Here is a 19,038-nt window from a genome sequence, read left to right as displayed (position 1 = left end):
TTTCCGATGAATTCAACACAAGCACTTTTACGTAGCCATTCCTCTGTACGCAAATATACAGGCGAAGAGATTTCACGTGAAAAAGTCATTGAATTAATTGAAACAGCACAAATGGCAGCAAGTTCACACTTTGTACAAGCATATAGTGTCATTTGGATAACAGATGAAGAGAAAAAACAAAAGCTTGGGGAGTTATCGAAAAATGACTTCCAATTCAAAACAGCAGGCGCTTCATTTTTATTCTGTGTCGATTTTAAACGCCTTCAAGTAGCGGGCCAAAAACATGGGGTGGAGATCGTAGCAGACTCGGCAGAAAATCTATTAGTTGGTGTCGCAGACGTTTCGTTATTTGCTCAAAACTTTGTTGTAGCTGCTGAATCTGAAGGTTACGGTATTTGCTATATTGGCGGTGCACGTACAAACCCAGCTGAAATTAGCGAACTATTTGACCTACCAGATTATGTTTTTCCATTATTTGCGATGACGATTGGTCAACCGACAAAACGCAATGAAACAAAACCACGTTTACCAGTCGCTGCTGTGCTTCACGAAAATCGCTATAACACAGCACAATACGATACATTACTAGATGAGTACGATGCGACAATGGAAGCTTACTACGCTTCTCGCTCATCTAATCAAAAAATGGCGAACTGGACGAAACAAATGGCGGACTTCTTAATCGATCAAAAACGTCCGCACATGAAAGATTTTTTAGCAGCTAAAGGTTTTACATGGCAATAATATAAACATCCGCAGAGTGAACAGAGACAGAAGTCCCGTGAACTCTGTTTTTTTTCGCAGTTCATTTCTATTAGTTTTTTTGATAAAATGGTAATACGTTACTTTTTAAGTAGAAAGGACTTTTCTTATGTATACAAATAAACATGCTGCCCAATCTTTGGAGAAGCAGCATTTACGTGGTGTACGTAAATACTATTTATGTATTGCAGATATTAATATCGCACTGTCAAAAGTGCATCAAGCGATTATGCCACAGATTGATTTAGAACAATACAAATTCGCAACCGAATATATTCATCAATACATTTCTCATACATCTGTATGGAATCTAAAGTTTGTTGTTAATTTGGAGAGCCCTGAAGTCGCTTTACTGCAAATCTTCCACCTACACTACATTTTTGAACAAGAGCCTGTAGAAAAGTTTGCACATGAACGTACGGTCTTAAAAGAGCAAGAAGAAGCTTTTTTAGCGTTAAAACCATTTAAAGAAGATCATATTGAACGTCGTCGACAAGCAATGTTACATTATATTATTGAACAATTGTCTGCCAATACGAAAGAATGATATGACTTTAGCAAGGGCAAGAAATTTAGTTTTCGATTATTGATAGCGAAAACCTCATTCTTTTGTCCATTGTTCCCTATCTCCACTTTGCTACAATAGTAACTATAGAAAGTGAGGGAATACTCATGGTTTGGATGTCATCTAAAACCCGCTCACCACAAGGCGCAAGATCCTTACTGAAAGTGATGGTAGAAATTAATACAGAGCTTGCACGATTACATAAAATCATCGCTAAACAGATTAGCCTAAACCAATATATACACGCAACGAGTTATGCTGAACAGTATATTTCGTATACATCACTATGGAATATTAAGTTTTCCTATAATTTCCAAAGCCCTGAAGTCGCACTCATTCAGCTCATTCATTTAGAATACATTTTCCAACAAGAGTCCTCGTCTTCATTTATAAATGAGCGTCAAATTTTTTCAAACATGCAGCAACTGTTCCACGAATACAAACCGTATTCGGATGAGATGGTCAGCAAGCGCCAAGCACAAATGTATGCCTATATCGAAATGCAAAATGAGCAATAATTATATAAATGAAATAGAAAGGCGCGGGAAATTTCCCCACGCCTTTTTGTTTTATTGTCCCGGTAAATCATCAATCATCATTGTTTTTACAGGTAAGAATTGCTCACCTGTTGCATAGTAGACCATTTTCACTGTATCACCTGGCTCGATATAAATCGCAAATGGCACTGCTTCTGTGCTGACAACGAAGTTTTCACCTGTTGTCAATAAGAATGTCACCAGTGTAAAATCCCCTACTCGCTCTTTATACACACGGCTCACTTGCCCTGTTTTCGTCGCCTCTTCTGCATTAGACGAGCCATCGACCGTACTACCACCGCGTGATAATGCTGCTTTATACAGCTTTAATGCTTCATTTGGTGTAGCCGCATATGCTGAAATTTCAGGATTTGCGGCTGACACGATGAAGTAGTTTTGGAGGAAACCATTCGAATCAAGGACAGCGGATAACCAACTCGCCTCACCGTAAAAATTATATAAAATCGGCATTTCACCTTGCCACTCTTTTTCAATAAATTTTTTCTCAATAATCTCTAAAGCGCCTTGTGAATCCATATACGATTCCTTCAGATTTCCTGTATAGTACGTCGCTTCCCCTGTTCGTGCATTCGTCAATGAATACCCAAGCATCGAATCGACACCCTCTTTCGGACTTGTAAAATCGGTAAAGTAATACATCACACCCTCCTCGCTAAAGATGGGTGATACATTGGCTTCCGTTCCTTCATCTGACGGTAACTTCACGTCTTTTTTACCAAAAACACTATTCCAGTAACCGTGCACATAATTTCCATAGTAGCTATTTTGTAAGCTTACTGTTTCAGGTGAAATCGCCCCATCGATAAAGGCTGGTACATCTGCTAATGCGATTTTTTCCATATCACCTGTTGCCGCATCGACCATGACAACCCCTTTTACATCAAAGCCATTCCGCGCAGAAATAAATTCGCCGTATGAACGGATATAATAAGGCTTGCCTTCATCATCCACTTCAAGCTGTGGCTCCCCGTAGAAAATCAATGTGGGGTAGGATAGGCGCATATGACGCTCTAAATTTTTATTTAAATAAGCAGACGGTACATACGTCATTTCATGCTCAATGAATTTCGGATTTTCACTCGAATCTGTTGCACTCATCGTAAAATAACCCGGTGTCGTTTTGCCATTGAACCATTTAAAGAACCCCGAAAACTCGACTGGCGCAATATAGACATACTCCCCGTTTACCTGTTGAATTTGTAAATTCCCTAACTCGTAAAAGCTGGTATTTGGCACTTGCCCAAATGCTTTTTTCATTTTATTTTCCACAAATGGCGGTGGTACACTGGCAGGCTTCTTTGTCTCATCAAACGGTTTAATTTCCACATCCTCCATCATTTCAGCAGAATTGTATTTATCCTCTGCATTAAACAGCGGTGCACTTAAGAAATACACCACCGCCACGATGCTAAAAAACACGATGACAGACTTCAATTTTTGTTCTAGCCCTACCGAGAAAATCGCCCCACCTAATGCAACAGCTGGTAATACATATAAGAAAATCGTCCACTGTAAGTCAATTTTAGATACATAAACCATGAAAAATGTCGAAATAAAACTAAGTGTAAATACGGCAATGGCCAACATCCCTTGCTGTTTGGATGTAAGCTCCGATTTTGGTATTTTTCGCGTCAACGGTACGAGTAAAATCGTAATCAAAATCGAGAAAATCACGGAAATAATGACTAGTTGTCCCATCTGAATCACCCTTTCTTCCTGTCTCTATTACGGTCTAATCAATAAAAAAGTTTCATATTTTTTACTATCATAATAACAATCTATGTTTAAAGGAGGTTTTCACATGAGAACGTTTCTACTGATAGCCGCAGTTGTTTTTGGCTTTTATTATGTATTTTTATTTGATACAATCCCGAGCGATTTCAAAATGGTGTTTAAATTAATTCCAATGGTATTAATTATTATCTTTGCATTGCTCACACGCCATGCCGAGGGAACATATTATACGCTCATTGGTATCGGGTTAATTTTTTGTGCCATTGGTGACTATACATTACAGTGGTTTATCGTTGGACTAATTAGCTTTTTAATTGGACATATTTTTTATATCGCTGCCTTTTCTAGTGGCAAAAAACGGGTACCAACAGCTGTAAAAACAGGACTGTTCCTATGCGGTACGGCAATGGCGATTTGGATGTGTAGCACACTCTTCCAAAAGGGCGAAATCGTGCTCACGATGGCGGTATTCGCTTATATTATCGTCATTTTAACGATGGGCTGGACATCATTTCGTACAGGTTCTACTTTTGCCATCATTGGTGCCCTGCTGTTTATTGCTTCTGACTCGATCTTGGCGATTAATAAATTCATTGTCGCTGTACCGTTCTCGCATGAACTCATTATGTTCACATACTACGGTGCACAAATTTTCATCGCATTAAGCATTGCACAATATTCCGAAAATCGAAATAAAGTGATACACTAACTATACCATTTATTTTAGGAGGTACAATCCATGAAAGAAAAACTTATTGAACGCTTCATTCGCTACGCAAAAATTGATACACAATCGGACTTTACAAGTAACTCTACACCTTCTACGCAAAAGCAATTTGATTTATTGCATGTATTAAAAGATGAACTGGCTGACATCGGGCTAACAGACATCACATTAGATGAAAATGGCTACCTGTTTGCGACATTGCCAGCAAATACAGACAAAGACGTACCGACTATTGGATTTTTAGCCCACGTGGATACAACAACAGACTTCACAGGTACTAATGTGAATCCACAGCGTATCGACAATTATGACGGTCAAGATATTCCGTTAAATGATGAGGTCACGATGTCGGTAGCGTACTTCCCCAACCTTAAAAACTATGTGGGGCAAACATTAATTACAACAGATGGTACAACACTGCTTGGTGCAGATGATAAAGCCGGCATCGCGGAAATTATAACAGCCATGGAATATTTAGTAGCGCACCCTGAAGTAAAACACGGCAAAATTCGTGTCGCCTTTACACCAGATGAAGAAATTGGTCGTGGCCCACATAAATTTGACGTCGACGCATTTAATGCCGACTTTGCTTACACAATGGATGGTGGCCCACTGGGTGAATTACAATACGAAAGCTTCAATGCAGCCGGCGTTAAAGTCACAACTTACGGCACAAGTGTTCACCCTGGTTCAGCTAAAAATAAAATGGTGAATGCGACAACAATGGCCATCAAGTTCCAAAACCATATGCCCGTCGATGAAGTACCTGAAAAAACAGAAGGCTACGAAGGCTTTATTCATTTAATGAGCTTTACGGGACGTATCGAAAAAGCGGAGATGAGCTATATTATTCGCGACCATGATCGTGAAAAATTCGAAGCCAAAAAAGCACATATGTTAGAAGTGGAAAAGTTAATAAAGGCTGAATATGGTGAACATGTTATTCAGGTAGAAATCGAAGACCAATACTACAATATGGGTGAAAAAATTGAAGCAGTAATGGAAATCGTTGATATCGCGAAAGAAGCGATGCATAAGCTCGGTATTACACCGATTATCGAACCCATTCGTGGCGGTACAGATGGCTCTCAATTATCATTTATGGGCTTACCAACACCCAATATTTTTGCGGGCGGCGAAAATATGCACGGTAAATTTGAATATGTATCTGCTGAAACAATGGAAAAAGCGACACAGGTGATTTTAGAAATTATTCAACTTTTCGAACAAAAATAGATTGAATTTCCATCTAAAAGGTATATAATACTTTCTTAAGCGAAGTGTTCATCACTTCGCTTTTCTTTCTACCTTAAGTTAACTGAATTTTCAGGGAGAAGGTGATCATCTTTATGAAGGAAATTATGATTGGCATACTTGCTGCTTTCTTTTTTGGCTTTACATTTATCTTCAATCACGCCATGGAATTAGAAGGCGGTAGTTGGCTATGGAGTGCCTCTCTTCGTTACTTTTTCATGTTACCCTTTTTAATTGTGATTGTTGCCATACGGGGTGGGTTTCAACCATTACGTACAGAAGTCAAAAGTGCTCCTAGCGCTTGGCTGATTTGGAGCTTTGTTGGGTTTGTTTTATTTTACGCGCCACTTACATTCGCAGCCGCTTTCGGTCCAGGTTGGCTTGTATCGGGCACATGGCAATTAACGATTGTTGTAGGTGTATTACTTGCACCGCTATTTTTAACAGATCACGGCATTCGCCACAAAATACCGCGCATCTCGCTTCTCATTTCAGGTGTTATTTTAATCGGAATTTTACTCATTCAAATTCCACAAGCTAACAGTACTTCCTTCCAAACGGTGCTATTTGGCGTACTCCCTGTTGTTGTAGCGGCATTTGCTTATCCACTCGGCAATCGCAAAATGATGGACGTATGTGGCGGTCGTCTTGATACATTTCAGCGTGTACTCGGTATGACGATTGCATCGATGCCGGCTTGGATTGTCATGGCGATTTGGGCACTTATCACAGTTGGCCCCCCTTCTAGCTCACAAGCATTTCAAAGTTTACTAGTCGCATTGAGTTCAGGCGTCATCGCTACTACTCTATTCTTTATTGCGACAGACCGCGCACGCCATGATCAAGGAAAACTCGCTGCCGTCGAAGCAACCCAATCAACCGAAGTATTATTTGTCATGGCTGGAGAAATGGTGTTATTACATGTAGCACTCCCTTCTTCCGTTGCACTCACTGGGGTCGGTATTATTATCGTCGGTATGCTACTACACAGCTACCATACAATGCTCGTTGCAAAGAAAGTGCAGCTAGCCAATATAACAGTAAATGAAGAAAGTAGCTCATAAAAAAAAGAGCCCATACCTTGTCGAAGGGTATGGGTAAAACATTGCTCTCTTATGTATAAGAGAAAGTTTGAAGAAAAATAAAGGGTGAAAAACAATATCTTTGCGGCAACTGCCACACGGTTTGGCACGTTCTAAAAATGAGGGGGGTTTAGAACGCTATAATGAACTAGCACACTCCTGGAGAAAAGTAGCTAAAGTTCAAGCTCACTTACACTGTTTTGTAAGTGATATTGCTTATATGGTAATGATAATCGTTTTCAATTAGGAAGTCAACCTATTCATGTTAACTTTTTTCATTTTCTTTTTAGAAGCTATTTTAACGGCGACGATACTTATATTGATTCCATTGGAAATGAATAAAGCAACCAATGCAGAACCCTAAAATAGCAATGAACGAGGCAACTGCCACCATTATCGTAAATGCATAGCCCACTACTTCCCAGCCTACTCCAAAGCCTATCAATCCACCTGCTAAACAAATGCTGGCGATGCTCGAATTAAAACGTTGCTGTCCTGCATCTTCTGGAATATACTCTTTCAGATTTTTCCGTAAGAACAGCTTTGCTACTCTCATAATAGGATTAAACCCTATAGTAAAACCTAGTACATTTGAAATGAGTGGAATGAGCAAAATAATGTACTGCCCCGTCACCCACGTCAGCACAACGGATAAAAAAATAGTCCATTGATTTGTCCGCACTAAAGGTCGAGGAATCGATAATGGTTTCTCCTTCACGCCAAAAACCAACCTCTCTTATAAGTTTTATTCATTTTAAAATATTTTTTACATTTTGTATAGTGTGAAATGGTACACTATAGATAAAACTTTGTGGAAAGGTGATTTTATGCCTGCACTTTCTTACGACCAAGTTCGTCAATTAAACTCTTATAGTATTTATACAGAGGAGCCAACACGTCCACTCTTTACACTGGCGAATATTCAAAAGGATTTTTATTTAACAGACTTCCGTAATTTAATGATGGGCATTACAAATGCGCCCACAGAAGCGGCAGCCATCTCCCATTTTAGTCGTCGTTACGGGATGTTTGTCGCGATGCAATTTTATATGCTGGCAGCGTATGACGAAGTATGGGATGGTAATCTAAAGGATATTCGCTTTGCTGTTGTAGAGGAATACGGCATACGCACACTCGGTACGTTTATTACAGCGAATGATTTTCGTTATGTAGACGATGATGAGCGTGAGCGTGTCATTTCCAATATTTTATACAAGCAATGCTTTGAAATTATTCAGCAATTACGAAAAACAACAACGATTTCTCCGCTGACATTATGGGAAAATATTTTTGGCTATATGTTATGGCATTACCATACCTTACTAGAAAACCCTGCTTTAGCAGAAAGAGCATTAGAAGATTTAGAAATACTAGAAGACGATCAAGTTTGGCGTACGTTTGCTACGAAATCGATCTTTAAAGAATACACAGGTGGCGGCAACCCTTCACAGCTTATTAATGTACCTGTTCGTAAAAGCTGCTGTTTCTCGAAAGACATTCCTGGCTTAATGGCTTGTGGATTCTGCCCGATTAAATAAAATCTAAGCTCTTTAACACCCAAAATAAAAACGGCTCTCCATGCATGGGAGCCGTTTTCATTTATTTTCGATACGTTACAAACCAATCGCCTTCAAGCGCCTCCATTGAAACGCCAACAAAGCCATTCACCAGTAACTGTTGTTGTGTTTCTGTATCGCGCATAGAGACTTGTACCATTTCTTCGCCAAAAACACGTTCATCACATAAATTTTTGCCGAACACATAACGCAGCTTGCCGCCATACTTTAATTTTAAAGCATACACGTACATGCCTTGCGCAAATTTATCCTTTAAACTAGCAATATTGTATGGCATCACGGTCGCACAAATCCAATCAAAATTGGCTGTATCCACCTTGTCCATAATCCAACCAGCCATTAGCTTTTGTAAGCCTTGTCCTCGAACATGGGGATGCACATTTGAAATTTCCTGATACAATACACGGGTAAAGTCCGTCGCCCCGACATCCGCGCCGAGATGCTCGTCCTCATCTACTGCTGGTTTTAGTAATGCACGAAATGCGACTAGTCGATTGGAAGAAAATACGCCTAACATCACACCATTGCCACGTAAAATATTAAGCAATTCCGCTACACTGAGCGGTTGTAAAATAGCTTGATCATCTAGCGCCGCACAAACCTCGGCTTGTACCGCTTGAATAGCAACTAAATCGCTCTCATTTAGCAATCTATACGTCAAGTTCATCGAATCACATCCGAATATTGTGTTAACTCTGCTAACATGCTTTCATCGATGTCTACACCGAGTCCGACACCCGTACCAAGCTCGATATACGGAATGTTGTAACTTGCTCTTAAATTTCCTATGTCTTTCGAAAATTTCAGCGGACCTGTTAATTCTACACTTGTCATCACCTTTTTAGAAAATGCGACATGGAAGCCTGCTGAGGAGCCAATGGAGGATTCTAGCATAGAACCAATTTGGCATTCCATTCCTGCCATTTCAGCCATGGCCGCTAATTGATTGGCACGGTAAATACCGCCACATTTCATCAGCTTAATATTCACTTTATCTGCCGCACGTTTTGCAATAATTTCGCGCATATCACGGAAATTGCAAATTCCTTCATCAATCATCACAGGAACCGCTGTTTTCGATTTGATTTCAACCATTGCATCAATATCATCCGCTATAACTGGCTGCTCTAACCAATCCAGTCCTACTTCCTCTAACTGAGTAAGTGCCTGTAATGTATTCCCACTATTTCGCCATCCTTGGTTTACATCGACACGAATTGCAATCGTTTCGCCAACACGTTCACGAACTGCTTTAATACGTGCCACATCACTTGCCACATCACGCCCTACCTTCATCTTAAAGGAACGATAGCCTTCCGCTACCTTCTGGGCTGCTTGCATCGCCATCTTCTCTGGTTCTCCGATACTTAATACATGTGTAATCGGGAATTTTTCATGATAGCGTCCACCAATTAACTGATACACAGGTACACCGAGCTTTTTCCCTGTTACATCAAAGCATGCAATATCAATAGCCGCCTTGGCAGCTGGGGCATTTTTCACTAAACTATCCATCAGCTCATGAATACGTTCAAAATTCATCGGATTTTTACCGATTAATTGAGGGGCTAAACGATGTTTTAACACAGCATATGTCCCTTCGAACGTCTCACCTGTTACATGATCGTCAGGTACTGCCTCGCCCCAACCAACAAGCCCGCATTCAGTCGTTAATTTTACGATAATGGATGGCATCGATGGATACGTATCATAGCTCACGATGAATGGCTCAATTAAAGGTAAATCAATTGCAAAAATCTCTAGTTGTTTAATGTTCATTATTCTCTTCCTCTAGCTGCATTTTTTAATGTTGTTGTTAATACATCCGCACCAATTTGTAAGGCATCACGTTTGAAGGTCATTTGTGGATGATGTAACCCTGGGGCTAAATCGGCACCAATCCCAATCATCGCTGCCTTTAGCTCCGGTTTATTGATCGTATAAAAATGGAAATCATCGCTACCCGGTGTCACAACAGCCGGCGCTAAACAGTCCTTCCCAAGAGCCTCAATTATCGATAACTCTGCAATCCGCGCTGCGTCCTCACATACTTCCGCGCCTGGTGTTAAATCAAGCCATTCCCACTTAATCTCGACATCAAACATTTGTGAAATATGGTGAAATCCTTTTTCAATACGACTTTGCAAGTCAAAAATTACACTATTTTTCTGTGCGCGAACGTCCATCGAGAAGGTTGCCTTGCCAGGAATGATATTAATACTACCACCATCCGCCACCATCTTTGTGAGCTTCGCTGAGCACGCTTCGAATGGGTCCATATGCAATGTTGATAGCATTTGTTGTATCGCCATTAATACATCAATCGCATTTTTCCCTTGATGTGGACGAGCCCCATGTGCATCGATTCCCTGAATGCTCCCTTCTAAAAACACCGCTGCTCCGTGATGAATAGCAGGTGCTACCTTGCCAAATGGTAACTCTTCAATGGGACGCAAATGAATGCCATATAAATAGGTAACGTCTTTTAATACATCCCGTTTAATCATCGCAAGCGCGCCGCCACCTGTCTCCTCTGCCGGCTGAAAAATAAAGCGGATGCGTTTCTTTAACGGCATTTCTTTTAGGTGCACTAACGCCCCTAACACCATTGTCATATTGGCATCATGTCCACAAGAGTGATTCGCCTGCATGACGCCGTCTACTTCTTGCCATAGTGCGTCTATGTCGGCACGTACAGCAATTACTTCCTCTCCCTCACCAATCTCTGCAATAAGCCCTGTCACATCTGGAAATGTACAATACGGTACATTCAGTTCATCTAAAATCGAAGCAATTTTCTTTGTTGTATTAAACTCTTTCCAACTCACCTCAGGATGGGTATGGAAATGCTCAAACCATATGGGTAACTGTTCTATTTTTGCTGCTTGCTTCATCTATATTGCACCTCGAATTCGAAATTCTATCTTCATTATAGTATACTTTACAAATTTTCCGTATTAACCGCAACTTGCCTAGACAAAATAAATAAAAAACTCACGCTATTAGAGCGCGAGTTCATATTTTGTATTATGTGGATTTTCTTGAGCATGTATACTTTCTATACATTGAAGGTAATTTCCATAAAAACATCTGTTCAACTTATTTAGTCCACTAAAAAAAGCCGGTATGTACCGACTCTTATAGACTCGAGAAGAAGCCTTCTGGATATTGTGGTGGCGATTCAAGATGTAAGATTTTTGGCTCTAATTCTTCTGGAGTTATTGCTCGCATGTCTACTTCTTCCTTCTCCAACACATATGTCTCCAAATGTGACATTAAAAGGTCTTTCATTCGCTTCACTCCTTAATCAGAATTATTTAATAACTTAAATATACACAAGATTTTTACTACTGACAACCAACTGATATCACTTATGCATAATAAGTATAAAACCTATCTCTTTATGATATTATTTTACAATATATAGTCGATTCTCCGTAATCTTCGCATGAGGAAAAGCCGTACAAAGTTGTTCATAATACAATCCGTTTCGTGTAATGATTTCAAGCTCTACTTTTTTATATTGTTGTTCAATTTCTACAATATATTCTTGTACGCGGTGAATATTTTGTTGCACTTCTACTTCTACAAAAAACGGGAGCGTCCGATCGTAAAAGTGACTTCCTCTGCGTATCCAGACACCATCGCTCGGATAGTAACGAATTGGCAATTGTTTACTACAGGCAATAATCAAATGCACGTCCATCCCTCCTCCACCCTAATGTAACGAAAAAAGCCAGCCTACGCAAATGCATAGACTGACTTTCTATTATTAGGAAGCTATCGGTTTTGGGCCGTTTCCTTTTTTATTGCCAATGAACTGAATAACAAACATAATCGCAAATACAATTAATCCAACCATATCTGAAATCGATTCTGGGTAAATCATTGCTAAACCAGCACCAATTAAAATAATGCGCTCAAACCACATTAATTTACGGTACCAATGACCAATAATTCCAGCACCAATCGCAATCATACCGATAATCGCGGAGAATGTTACCCATAAAATTTGTAAAATTGTTACATCTACCATTAATAATGCCGGTTGCAACACAATCATATACGGAATAATGAATGCGGCAATGGCCAGTTTCGCTGAGTTAACCCCTGTTTTAATTGGGTCACCACCAGAAATACCCGATGCTGCAAAGGCTGCAAGTGCAACTGGTGGCGTAATATCTGCAATAATCCCAAAGTAGAATACGAAGAAGTGCGCAGACATCACTGTTACTAATGGAATTAAATCACTCGGTGTATTCGGTGCTAATAATTGCAGAATAGCTGGTGCTGCAATTGTGGACGTAATAACGTAGTTGGCTGTTGTTGGTGCACCCATCCCTAATACAAGTGAAGCAATCATGACTAAGAATAATGTGAATAAAATACTACCGCCTGCTAAGTTTACAAGACTTGTTGCTAAACTTAAGCCAAGACCCGTTTTAACAACAACGCCGACAATAATACCTGCTGCAGATGTTGCTGCCACAACCCCTAACGCTGTACGAGCCCCGTCTACTAAAGCATCTAAAATATCGCGGAAACCAAGGCGCGTTTCTTTATTGAACATCCCTACTAAAATACAAGCTAGCACTCCATAAAGCGCTGCATGCATAACAGGAACACCCGTTAACATCAATACGATAATTAAAATAATCGGTGTTAATAAATAAATCTTTTTAAACACTGTCGTACGATCTGGCATCTCTTCATCACTTAGTCCACGTAGCCCTAAACGCTTCGCTTCAAAGTGTGTCATAATCCAAATACCCGTAAAGTATAACAAGGCCGGAATCGCTGCTGCTTTCGCGATTTCCCAATACGTAATCCCACGACCGATAAACTCAACCATTAGGAAGGCCGCTGCCCCCATGATTGGTGGCATTAACTGACCACCTGTTGACGCAGCCGCCTCTACTGCACCCGCAAATTCCTTTTTATAGCCCAGTTTTTTCATCATCGGAATTGTATACGAACCCGATGTAACAACGTTCGCTACTGAAGAACCAGAAATAGTCCCTTGTAGTGCAGACGAGAAAATTGCTACCTTTGCCGGACCACCTGTCAATTTACCTGCTAAGGCAACCGCTAAATCGTTAAAGTATTGTCCTACACCGGTTTTCACAAGGAAAGCACCAAACAGTAAGAATACAAAAATAAATGTAGCGGATACACTAATTGGTGTACCTAAAATCCCATCTGTTGAGAAGAACATTAAGTTCGATAAACTTTCTAAAGTTTGACCGCGATGTGCCAAGAAAGCCGGCATATGCTGCCCAAAATAGGCGTAAGCTAAAAATAGCGTGGCAATAATCGTAATCGGTAACCCGACTGCCCGACGAGCCGCCTCCAAAACAAGCACTATCGCCAATAGCCCAATATAAAAATCCATTGTTTCTAATTGACCGATAGATTTAACAAGACGCTCATAATTCAACGTCCAGTAAGAACCGACCACAATTGATAAGATAGCTAAAATGAAATCGTAAAACGGTATTTTATCCTTACGTCCCTTCCGACGAGCTGGAAATAGTAAGAAAATAAATGTTAAACCAAACCCTAAGTGAACCGTTCGCTGAATTTGTGCAGGGAATACACCAAAAATAGCAGTATATAATTGGAATAGCGAGAATGCTAGTAAACCAAAGTAAATCACCCAACGGAACATACCGCCTATTTTACGTGTATTTGATTCTGCATCATACTTTTCAAGAAGCGCCTGCTGATCGGCTTCTGATAACTGCTCAAATTGCTCATCTTTTACACCTTTGTTATCCGTCATATAACTCGACCCCTTTCATTTTGTCATAGATGGATACGTTCTTTATTTCAAATAAATACGATTTCCCTCTTGTTAAGTTTTCTTTTAAATTATATGTTTTTCCCCTATAGTTGAAACGCAAAGTATAGTCAACATCACCAATGTATAAGGTGAAATTGGGTAAAACAGCATCATCATAATACAGCGTGTATATTCCATCCTCATAAATTAGTGTTTGACCTTCTTCCGCATACCCTGGCATACCAATTGCTACATCTGAATAGCGCATCGAATGCAGTCGAATCTCATATGTAGGCAACGCTTCATAGGTTTCCACTACATCTGTTAAATGGATTGAATGAGTGAAAATAATTTGAAAATGAGGGTCTTCCTCATACTTTAAATAATACATCTTCGGTTTTTCAGTTCGCGTTTCAGTAAAACTAAATACTGGAAATATCGGTATAAATAAAAAAACGATAGCCGTAGCTATTGTTAGACATCCCCACCATGCTTTTTTCACGAATTCTCAACCTTCCCATAGGAAAAGGGTTGCCTCATGAACCGAGACAAGCCCTTATTCGACGAGTCATTACTTTCTCGCCCCTACATCATATGTATAAAGGTACTCTAGAAGCAGTTGCCTCTAGAACAACCTTTACGAAATTATTTATTTACTTCATCAAAGTACTTTTGAGCACCTGGATGTATTTCAATGCCAATACCTGTTAAACCAGTTTCAGCCTTGATTAAAGCACCTTTAGCATGAGAAATTTTATCTGTATTATCATAGATTGCTTTTGTCATTGCATATACTAAATCCTCTGAAAGATCTTTCTTAACAGCTAACATCGCAAGTACAGATACAGCCGATGTATCTTCTGCAAGACCATAAGTGCCAGCTGGGATTGTATCTACAGCATAGTATGGATATTTAGCAATTAACTCGTCTGTTTTTTCAGCAGTTACTGGAACGATATATACGTTCTTTGTAGCATTTAATGCTTCAACAGCACCAGTTGGGTAACCAGCTGTAATAAACGCTGCATCGATTTGACCTGATGAAATACCATCTGTTGATTCACCGAAGTCTAAGTTTTGCGCTTGGATATCATCCATTGTTAAACCATGGATTTCAAGTAATTGCTCAGCGTTTGCGTAAGTACCAGAACCTGGTGCACCTACAGAAACTTTTTTCCCTTTTAAGTCTTCGTATGATTTAATACCAGAGTCAGCTAATGTTACAAGTTGTACTGTTTCTGGATATAACGCACCTAAAGCAGAAACTGTGTCGATCGGTTTCCCGTCGAACATTTCAGTACCTTCTGTTGCATAGTAAGCGATATCCGTTTGTACGAACGCGATTTCACCTTCACCATTTTGTAATGCTGTCATATTAGCAGCTGATGCTTGAGAAACCTCAGCTGTTGTTTTGATACCTGTTTCGTTAGAAATTAACTCCGCGAAATTACCACCTAGTGGATAATATGTACCTTGCGTACCACCAGTTAAAATACTTAAATAATCTACACCATAATCTGTTGATTCATTGTTAGCGCTTTCATCGCTACCACCCGTTGACTCTTTTTCCTCATCACCTGAACCGCATGCAGCTAAAATTAGTGCAAATACGCTTAAGATCATGAACAATAGAAACTTATTGTTTTTCATTTGTATTCTCCCCCCACTTAAAATCAAATACGAGTTCATTTTACATAGAAAGACACACAAATGTCAAATAATACTGAAAAGAGACAATAAATAGAATAGAATATTTAGAGGGAAAATTAACAAAAAAAACGAGAATGAACACAGATAATTATTGAATATTATGCATAAAATTATTAAAATAAGAATTTCCATCAAAATTATAAAAATTCTGCTTTATGACTAAAAAGTGAAGAGACTGTCACAAAGAACAGCCTCTTCTTACAGGAAAGCGAAATTTGAATCAGTGAGCGTTTTTTCCTCTCCAACTGATTATTCTCGTGCTTTTTTATTGAATAACCCCACAAGCAATTCTGGCACCAGAATTACCAGCTGGGTCTGTTTTATAATCATCTGGTCCTTCATGAATTACAATAGAGCTTCCATCTTCATCGAATAAGGAATGCGTTTTTCCTTCCTCTAATGTTAATTCACTCGTCACAAATCGCACTTCCGCTGTACCATCCTGTCCAATATCGATGTTCGGTAAATCCCCTGCATGTGGTCCTTTTGGATTTTGAGTACCGTGTTCTTTATGCTCTGGATTAAAATGTCCGCCTGCTGATTCAAACTTTGGCGCCTCACACTTTCCTACTTCATGAATATGAATGGCATGCTTGCCAGGTGGTAAGTTGACTAGGTTCGTATAAATTTCAACACCTGATTGTGTTTGCGTAAATTTAATTTCCCCTACATCCTCCCCATTACTGTTCATCATTTTCGCAGTTGCTGTTGCGGTTACAGTTTCTGAAGAGTTCACTGTCACTACCTCTTCTTCCTCTTGTTGAAATAAAGAACAACCTGCCATCAGAAATACCATTGTTCCTACTACCATAAACTTATGCATAAAAAGCCTCCTTCATCATTTTAGTAAGTGGGGATAAATCTCCACATACAAAATATTGTTTCGACTAATTCAAGTCGATAGGTACCTTTCTAAGCATGGGATAAAAATCCGAGAAATATGCTTGTAAAATACGGATAAATATAACTTCTTCCAAGTTAAGAAAAAAACACACTACAATGCGATATTTAGAAACACTTTGGTGGAACATACAAATAGTTGGTCGATATATAAACAAAGGAGGCGATAAAATGGAAATTAATTCATTTATGTCTGCGCAAGTCGCACAAATTCAACAAACACTTCAAATGGGGATTTTAGACAAAGCGATGAATCAAGGAGCCGCTGGTGCCATTGAAATGTTAAATGACATGTCTACTCAACAAACTGCTCAGCACCCTTACAAAGGGCAAATAATGGACGTACAAGTGTAAAAATGAAGAAGGTGTCACTTTCCAGACACCTCCTTCTTAGTTGTGATTGGAGCGTTACCGCTGTTACTTTTGACAACATATGCTTTACATTGCGCTCTATTGTAAATATACGATAAAAAATTTCTTAAACTGTGTAAATTTCTTTCCGTAGGGGAATTTAATATAGTACGATACATTTAAAAGGAGGGATTTTTATCGGTATTCATACTTTTTTTACAAGCTTAAATGATTTAGAACGTATTATCCGCGCGCCAGGACGTTTCAAGTTTGAGGAGCATAACGTAGCAGCCCATTCTTGGAAAGTATCACAATACGCCATGTTTTTTGCAACACTTGAAGAACAACTCGGTGCCCAAATCAATTGGAAGTCACTTTATGAAAAAACGATTAATCATGATTTTGCCGAAGTATTTATTGGCGACATTAAAACGCCTGTCAAACACGCAAGTCCGGAGTTAAAAGAAATGCTTGCAGTCGTAGAAGAGAAGATGATGGAAAATTTTATATTAGAAGAAATACCACCTAATTTTCAAACTATTTTCTTTGAACGAATGAAAGAAGGCAAAGATGCTACAATCGAAGGTCGCCTGCTTGAATTTGCGGATAAGCTCGACCAATTTTACGAAGCATTTGCTGAGTTAAAACGCGGCAATACAGATAAAGAGTTCGTTTATATGTATCAAAGCGCCCTATCCAAATTACTCGACTTGCCTTTACCAAATAGCGTGCATTATTTCCGCCATGAAATTTTACGCGATGCTATGGCAGAAAAAACACAAATCGATATTACAACATTAACTCAGGAAATTTTAAAAAGTAAATAACGATAAGCAAAGTTTTCCAAAAGCAATGGAAGGCTTTTTTTATGGTCAAAAACCCGATTTTATAATGCTTTCTACCACTTTTTCAAGTATACTTATCCTTCCATACAAACACACTCTCCCCACTAATTACTACATAGAAAGTACACCCTTTCATTTGACAAAATTCTGTATTTGCTCTTACTTGCACAATTTAAAAACTTAACATACAATAATAATCGAAGCTACGTTGTACGTGTAATATTAAGTTTTAACCTTTATACTGTAACAGGGAGTTTTATATCCAAGTTGGAATGGCGTGCCCGGGCTCCTTTGACCTCGGGATAAACAGGAAAACTTATGCGGACACCCACTTTGAGGAGTGTGGTTTAAAACTTTCTATATATCTACGGCAATGTGGCTTTTGCCATTAAGAAGCTTGATATACCAATGTTTTCATTCCCTCCACCGGGACGTACGGTGGAGGGTTTTTTATGTGGTTTTAGAAGTTGTCGTAGTTTTGTCTATTGTAGAGCTTTATCTACCCTAAAAATAAATGCCATAAAAAACACTATAGTAAGAGCCGTTAAACAACGATGATTCGCCTCAAACAATACAATTAGATGCATTGATTACACAAATATCAGTAGATGATAAGCGTAATTTTTTAGTGGTATCGTACCTCCGCGCTTTGGCACAGCCTACACAGGGACTAAAGAGCAGCCTGTTTGGATCTCCTGTTCTTAACACGCTACAGCGAAAAGTAAATACTTTTCTTTAAATTTATGCGTATGTCGACGAAGGTATCTGGAGGCCATACCTTTTTATGCAGAAACAATCTATTCCCTTTACTGCGCAACTGAAGGATTAGCGCATACTAGAGGAGACCCTGGACTAAGTTTATAAAGGAATGAAGATCAAGACCGCCACGTCCTGCGACAATTTATCTGCGCGAAAGCAAAGCGACAGCGGCAATACCTTCATGACCAACATGGTGTTAATCTGAAGTGGCTCCGCTGTTTTTCTTCCATTAAAATAAATTTGAAATGGAAACCAACTCTAAGTTGCAGTTATAAGTCTCATTGTTATAAAACCAATAAAAAAGGACTAGCATAATCGCTAACCCTCACTTCGGGATTTCAACAAAAAAAGTATGTAGCAATCGCTACATACTTTAGATGACCCGTACGGGATTCGAACCCGTGTTACCGCCGTGAAAGGGCGGTGTCTTAAC

20 protein-coding genes and 1 other RNA gene are annotated in these 19,038 nt (G+C 39.3%); 10 read left to right on the top strand and 11 right to left on the bottom strand.

Features of this window, described 5'->3' with window-relative positions; genetic code table 11:
* The first annotated feature begins 6 nt into the window (after nt 1–6).
* The 3 genes from nfsA (at nt 7) to AC3II9_RS05950 (ending at nt 1,845) form a co-directional block, all read left to right on the top strand.
* On the top strand, nt 7–744 hold the full coding sequence (gene nfsA, locus AC3II9_RS05960) for an oxygen-insensitive NADPH nitroreductase (protein WP_489153981.1): 738 nt from the start codon (nt 7–9) through the stop codon (nt 742–744).
* Nucleotides 745–871: 127 nt separating this feature from the next.
* Nucleotides 872–1,309: a hypothetical protein gene (locus tag AC3II9_RS05955; RefSeq protein ID WP_489153980.1), complete on the top strand. Its 438-nt coding sequence runs from the start codon at nt 872–874 to the stop codon at nt 1,307–1,309.
* Nucleotides 1,310–1,434: 125 nt separating this feature from the next.
* The gene (locus AC3II9_RS05950; RefSeq protein WP_489153978.1) at nt 1,435–1,845 is read left to right on the top strand and encodes a hypothetical protein; all 411 of its coding nucleotides are present in this window, start codon (nt 1,435–1,437) and stop codon (nt 1,843–1,845) included.
* 51 nt (nt 1,846–1,896) lie between these two features.
* On the opposite strand, the gene AC3II9_RS05945 is transcribed toward AC3II9_RS05950, so the two are convergent.
* On the bottom strand, nt 1,897–3,582 hold the full coding sequence (locus AC3II9_RS05945; protein WP_489153976.1) for a TMEM175 family protein: 1,686 nt from the start codon (nt 3,580–3,582) through the stop codon (nt 1,897–1,899).
* Between the two features lie 103 nt (nt 3,583–3,685).
* Between AC3II9_RS05945 and AC3II9_RS05940 the strand changes: the two genes are divergently transcribed.
* The 3 genes from AC3II9_RS05940 (at nt 3,686) to AC3II9_RS05930 (ending at nt 6,663) form a co-directional block, all read left to right on the top strand.
* Nucleotides 3,686–4,327, top strand: a complete 642-nt coding sequence (locus AC3II9_RS05940) for a lysoplasmalogenase (RefSeq protein ID WP_489153974.1) — start codon at nt 3,686–3,688, stop codon at nt 4,325–4,327.
* A gap of 30 nt (nt 4,328–4,357) precedes the next feature.
* On the top strand, nt 4,358–5,581 hold the full coding sequence (pepT, locus tag AC3II9_RS05935; protein WP_489153972.1) for a peptidase T: 1,224 nt from the start codon (nt 4,358–4,360) through the stop codon (nt 5,579–5,581).
* Between the two features lie 113 nt (nt 5,582–5,694).
* Nucleotides 5,695–6,663, top strand: coding sequence for a DMT family transporter (locus tag AC3II9_RS05930; protein WP_489153970.1), 969 nt, complete (start codon nt 5,695–5,697; stop codon nt 6,661–6,663).
* Nucleotides 6,664–6,979: 316 nt separating this feature from the next.
* Here the strand turns inward: AC3II9_RS05930 and AC3II9_RS05925 are convergent, their stop codons facing one another.
* The gene (locus AC3II9_RS05925) at nt 6,980–7,399 is read right to left on the bottom strand and encodes a DUF4395 domain-containing protein (RefSeq protein ID WP_489153968.1); all 420 of its coding nucleotides are present in this window, start codon (nt 7,397–7,399) and stop codon (nt 6,980–6,982) included.
* A gap of 109 nt (nt 7,400–7,508) precedes the next feature.
* On the opposite strand from AC3II9_RS05925, the gene AC3II9_RS05920 reads away from it, so the two are divergent.
* A complete protein-coding gene (locus AC3II9_RS05920) occupies nt 7,509–8,219 on the top strand; it encodes a Fe-S oxidoreductase (RefSeq protein WP_489153967.1) in 711 nt (236 codons plus the stop codon).
* A gap of 61 nt (nt 8,220–8,280) precedes the next feature.
* Here AC3II9_RS05920 and AC3II9_RS05915 read toward each other — a convergent pair whose 3' ends face one another.
* The 9 genes from AC3II9_RS05915 to AC3II9_RS05875 all read right to left on the bottom strand — a co-directional run bounded on the left by AC3II9_RS05915 (nt 8,281) and on the right by AC3II9_RS05875 (nt 16,573).
* Nucleotides 8,281–8,925 (bottom strand): GNAT family N-acetyltransferase, encoded by a 645-nt coding sequence (locus tag AC3II9_RS05915; protein WP_489153965.1) that lies wholly within the window; start codon nt 8,923–8,925, stop codon nt 8,281–8,283.
* Complete coding sequence (locus tag AC3II9_RS05910) at nt 8,922–10,037, bottom strand: mandelate racemase/muconate lactonizing enzyme family protein (protein ID WP_489153963.1); 1,116 nt, start codon at nt 10,035–10,037, stop codon at nt 8,922–8,924. Before AC3II9_RS05910 ends, AC3II9_RS05915 begins: the two co-directional genes overlap by 4 nt.
* Nucleotides 10,037–11,152 (bottom strand): amidohydrolase, encoded by a 1,116-nt coding sequence (locus AC3II9_RS05905; RefSeq protein WP_489153962.1) that lies wholly within the window; start codon nt 11,150–11,152, stop codon nt 10,037–10,039. Before AC3II9_RS05905 ends, AC3II9_RS05910 begins: the two co-directional genes overlap by 1 nt.
* A 244-nt stretch (nt 11,153–11,396) precedes the next feature.
* Nucleotides 11,397–11,549, bottom strand: coding sequence for a hypothetical protein (locus tag AC3II9_RS05900; RefSeq protein WP_489153960.1), 153 nt, complete (start codon nt 11,547–11,549; stop codon nt 11,397–11,399).
* Between the two features lie 118 nt (nt 11,550–11,667).
* Complete coding sequence (locus AC3II9_RS05895; protein ID WP_489153958.1) at nt 11,668–11,964, bottom strand: hypothetical protein; 297 nt, start codon at nt 11,962–11,964, stop codon at nt 11,668–11,670.
* Between the two features lie 66 nt (nt 11,965–12,030).
* Nucleotides 12,031–14,040, bottom strand: a complete 2,010-nt coding sequence (locus AC3II9_RS05890) for a TRAP transporter permease (RefSeq protein ID WP_489153956.1) — start codon at nt 14,038–14,040, stop codon at nt 12,031–12,033.
* Nucleotides 14,030–14,542: a DUF1850 domain-containing protein gene (locus tag AC3II9_RS05885; RefSeq protein ID WP_489153954.1), complete on the bottom strand. Its 513-nt coding sequence runs from the start codon at nt 14,540–14,542 to the stop codon at nt 14,030–14,032. The genes AC3II9_RS05890 and AC3II9_RS05885 overlap by 11 nt, the downstream gene beginning before the upstream one ends.
* A 143-nt stretch (nt 14,543–14,685) precedes the next feature.
* Entirely contained in the window at nt 14,686–15,690 is a 1,005-nt protein-coding gene (locus AC3II9_RS05880) for a TAXI family TRAP transporter solute-binding subunit (protein WP_489153952.1), read from the bottom strand.
* 325 nt (nt 15,691–16,015) lie between these two features.
* Entirely contained in the window at nt 16,016–16,573 is a 558-nt protein-coding gene (locus tag AC3II9_RS05875) for a superoxide dismutase family protein (protein ID WP_489153950.1), read from the bottom strand.
* A 248-nt stretch (nt 16,574–16,821) separates the two neighbouring features.
* Here AC3II9_RS05875 and AC3II9_RS05870 point away from each other — a divergent pair, with 248 nt between their 5' ends.
* From AC3II9_RS05870 to ssrS, 3 genes are all read left to right on the top strand, one after another.
* Complete coding sequence (locus AC3II9_RS05870) at nt 16,822–17,004, top strand: polyribonucleotide nucleotidyltransferase (protein ID WP_489153948.1); 183 nt, start codon at nt 16,822–16,824, stop codon at nt 17,002–17,004.
* A 194-nt stretch (nt 17,005–17,198) separates the two neighbouring features.
* Nucleotides 17,199–17,828: a YfbR-like 5'-deoxynucleotidase gene (locus AC3II9_RS05865; RefSeq protein WP_489154237.1), complete on the top strand. Its 630-nt coding sequence runs from the start codon at nt 17,199–17,201 to the stop codon at nt 17,826–17,828.
* Nucleotides 17,829–18,043: 215 nt separating this feature from the next.
* Nucleotides 18,044–18,232, top strand: a non-coding RNA gene (gene ssrS, locus AC3II9_RS05860) — 6S RNA.
* Nucleotides 18,233–19,038: the final 806 nt, after the last annotated feature.

It is taken from the genome of Lysinibacillus sp. RU7, assembly GCF_057837305.1.
This window is presented reverse-complemented; position numbering and strand designations above follow the sequence as displayed.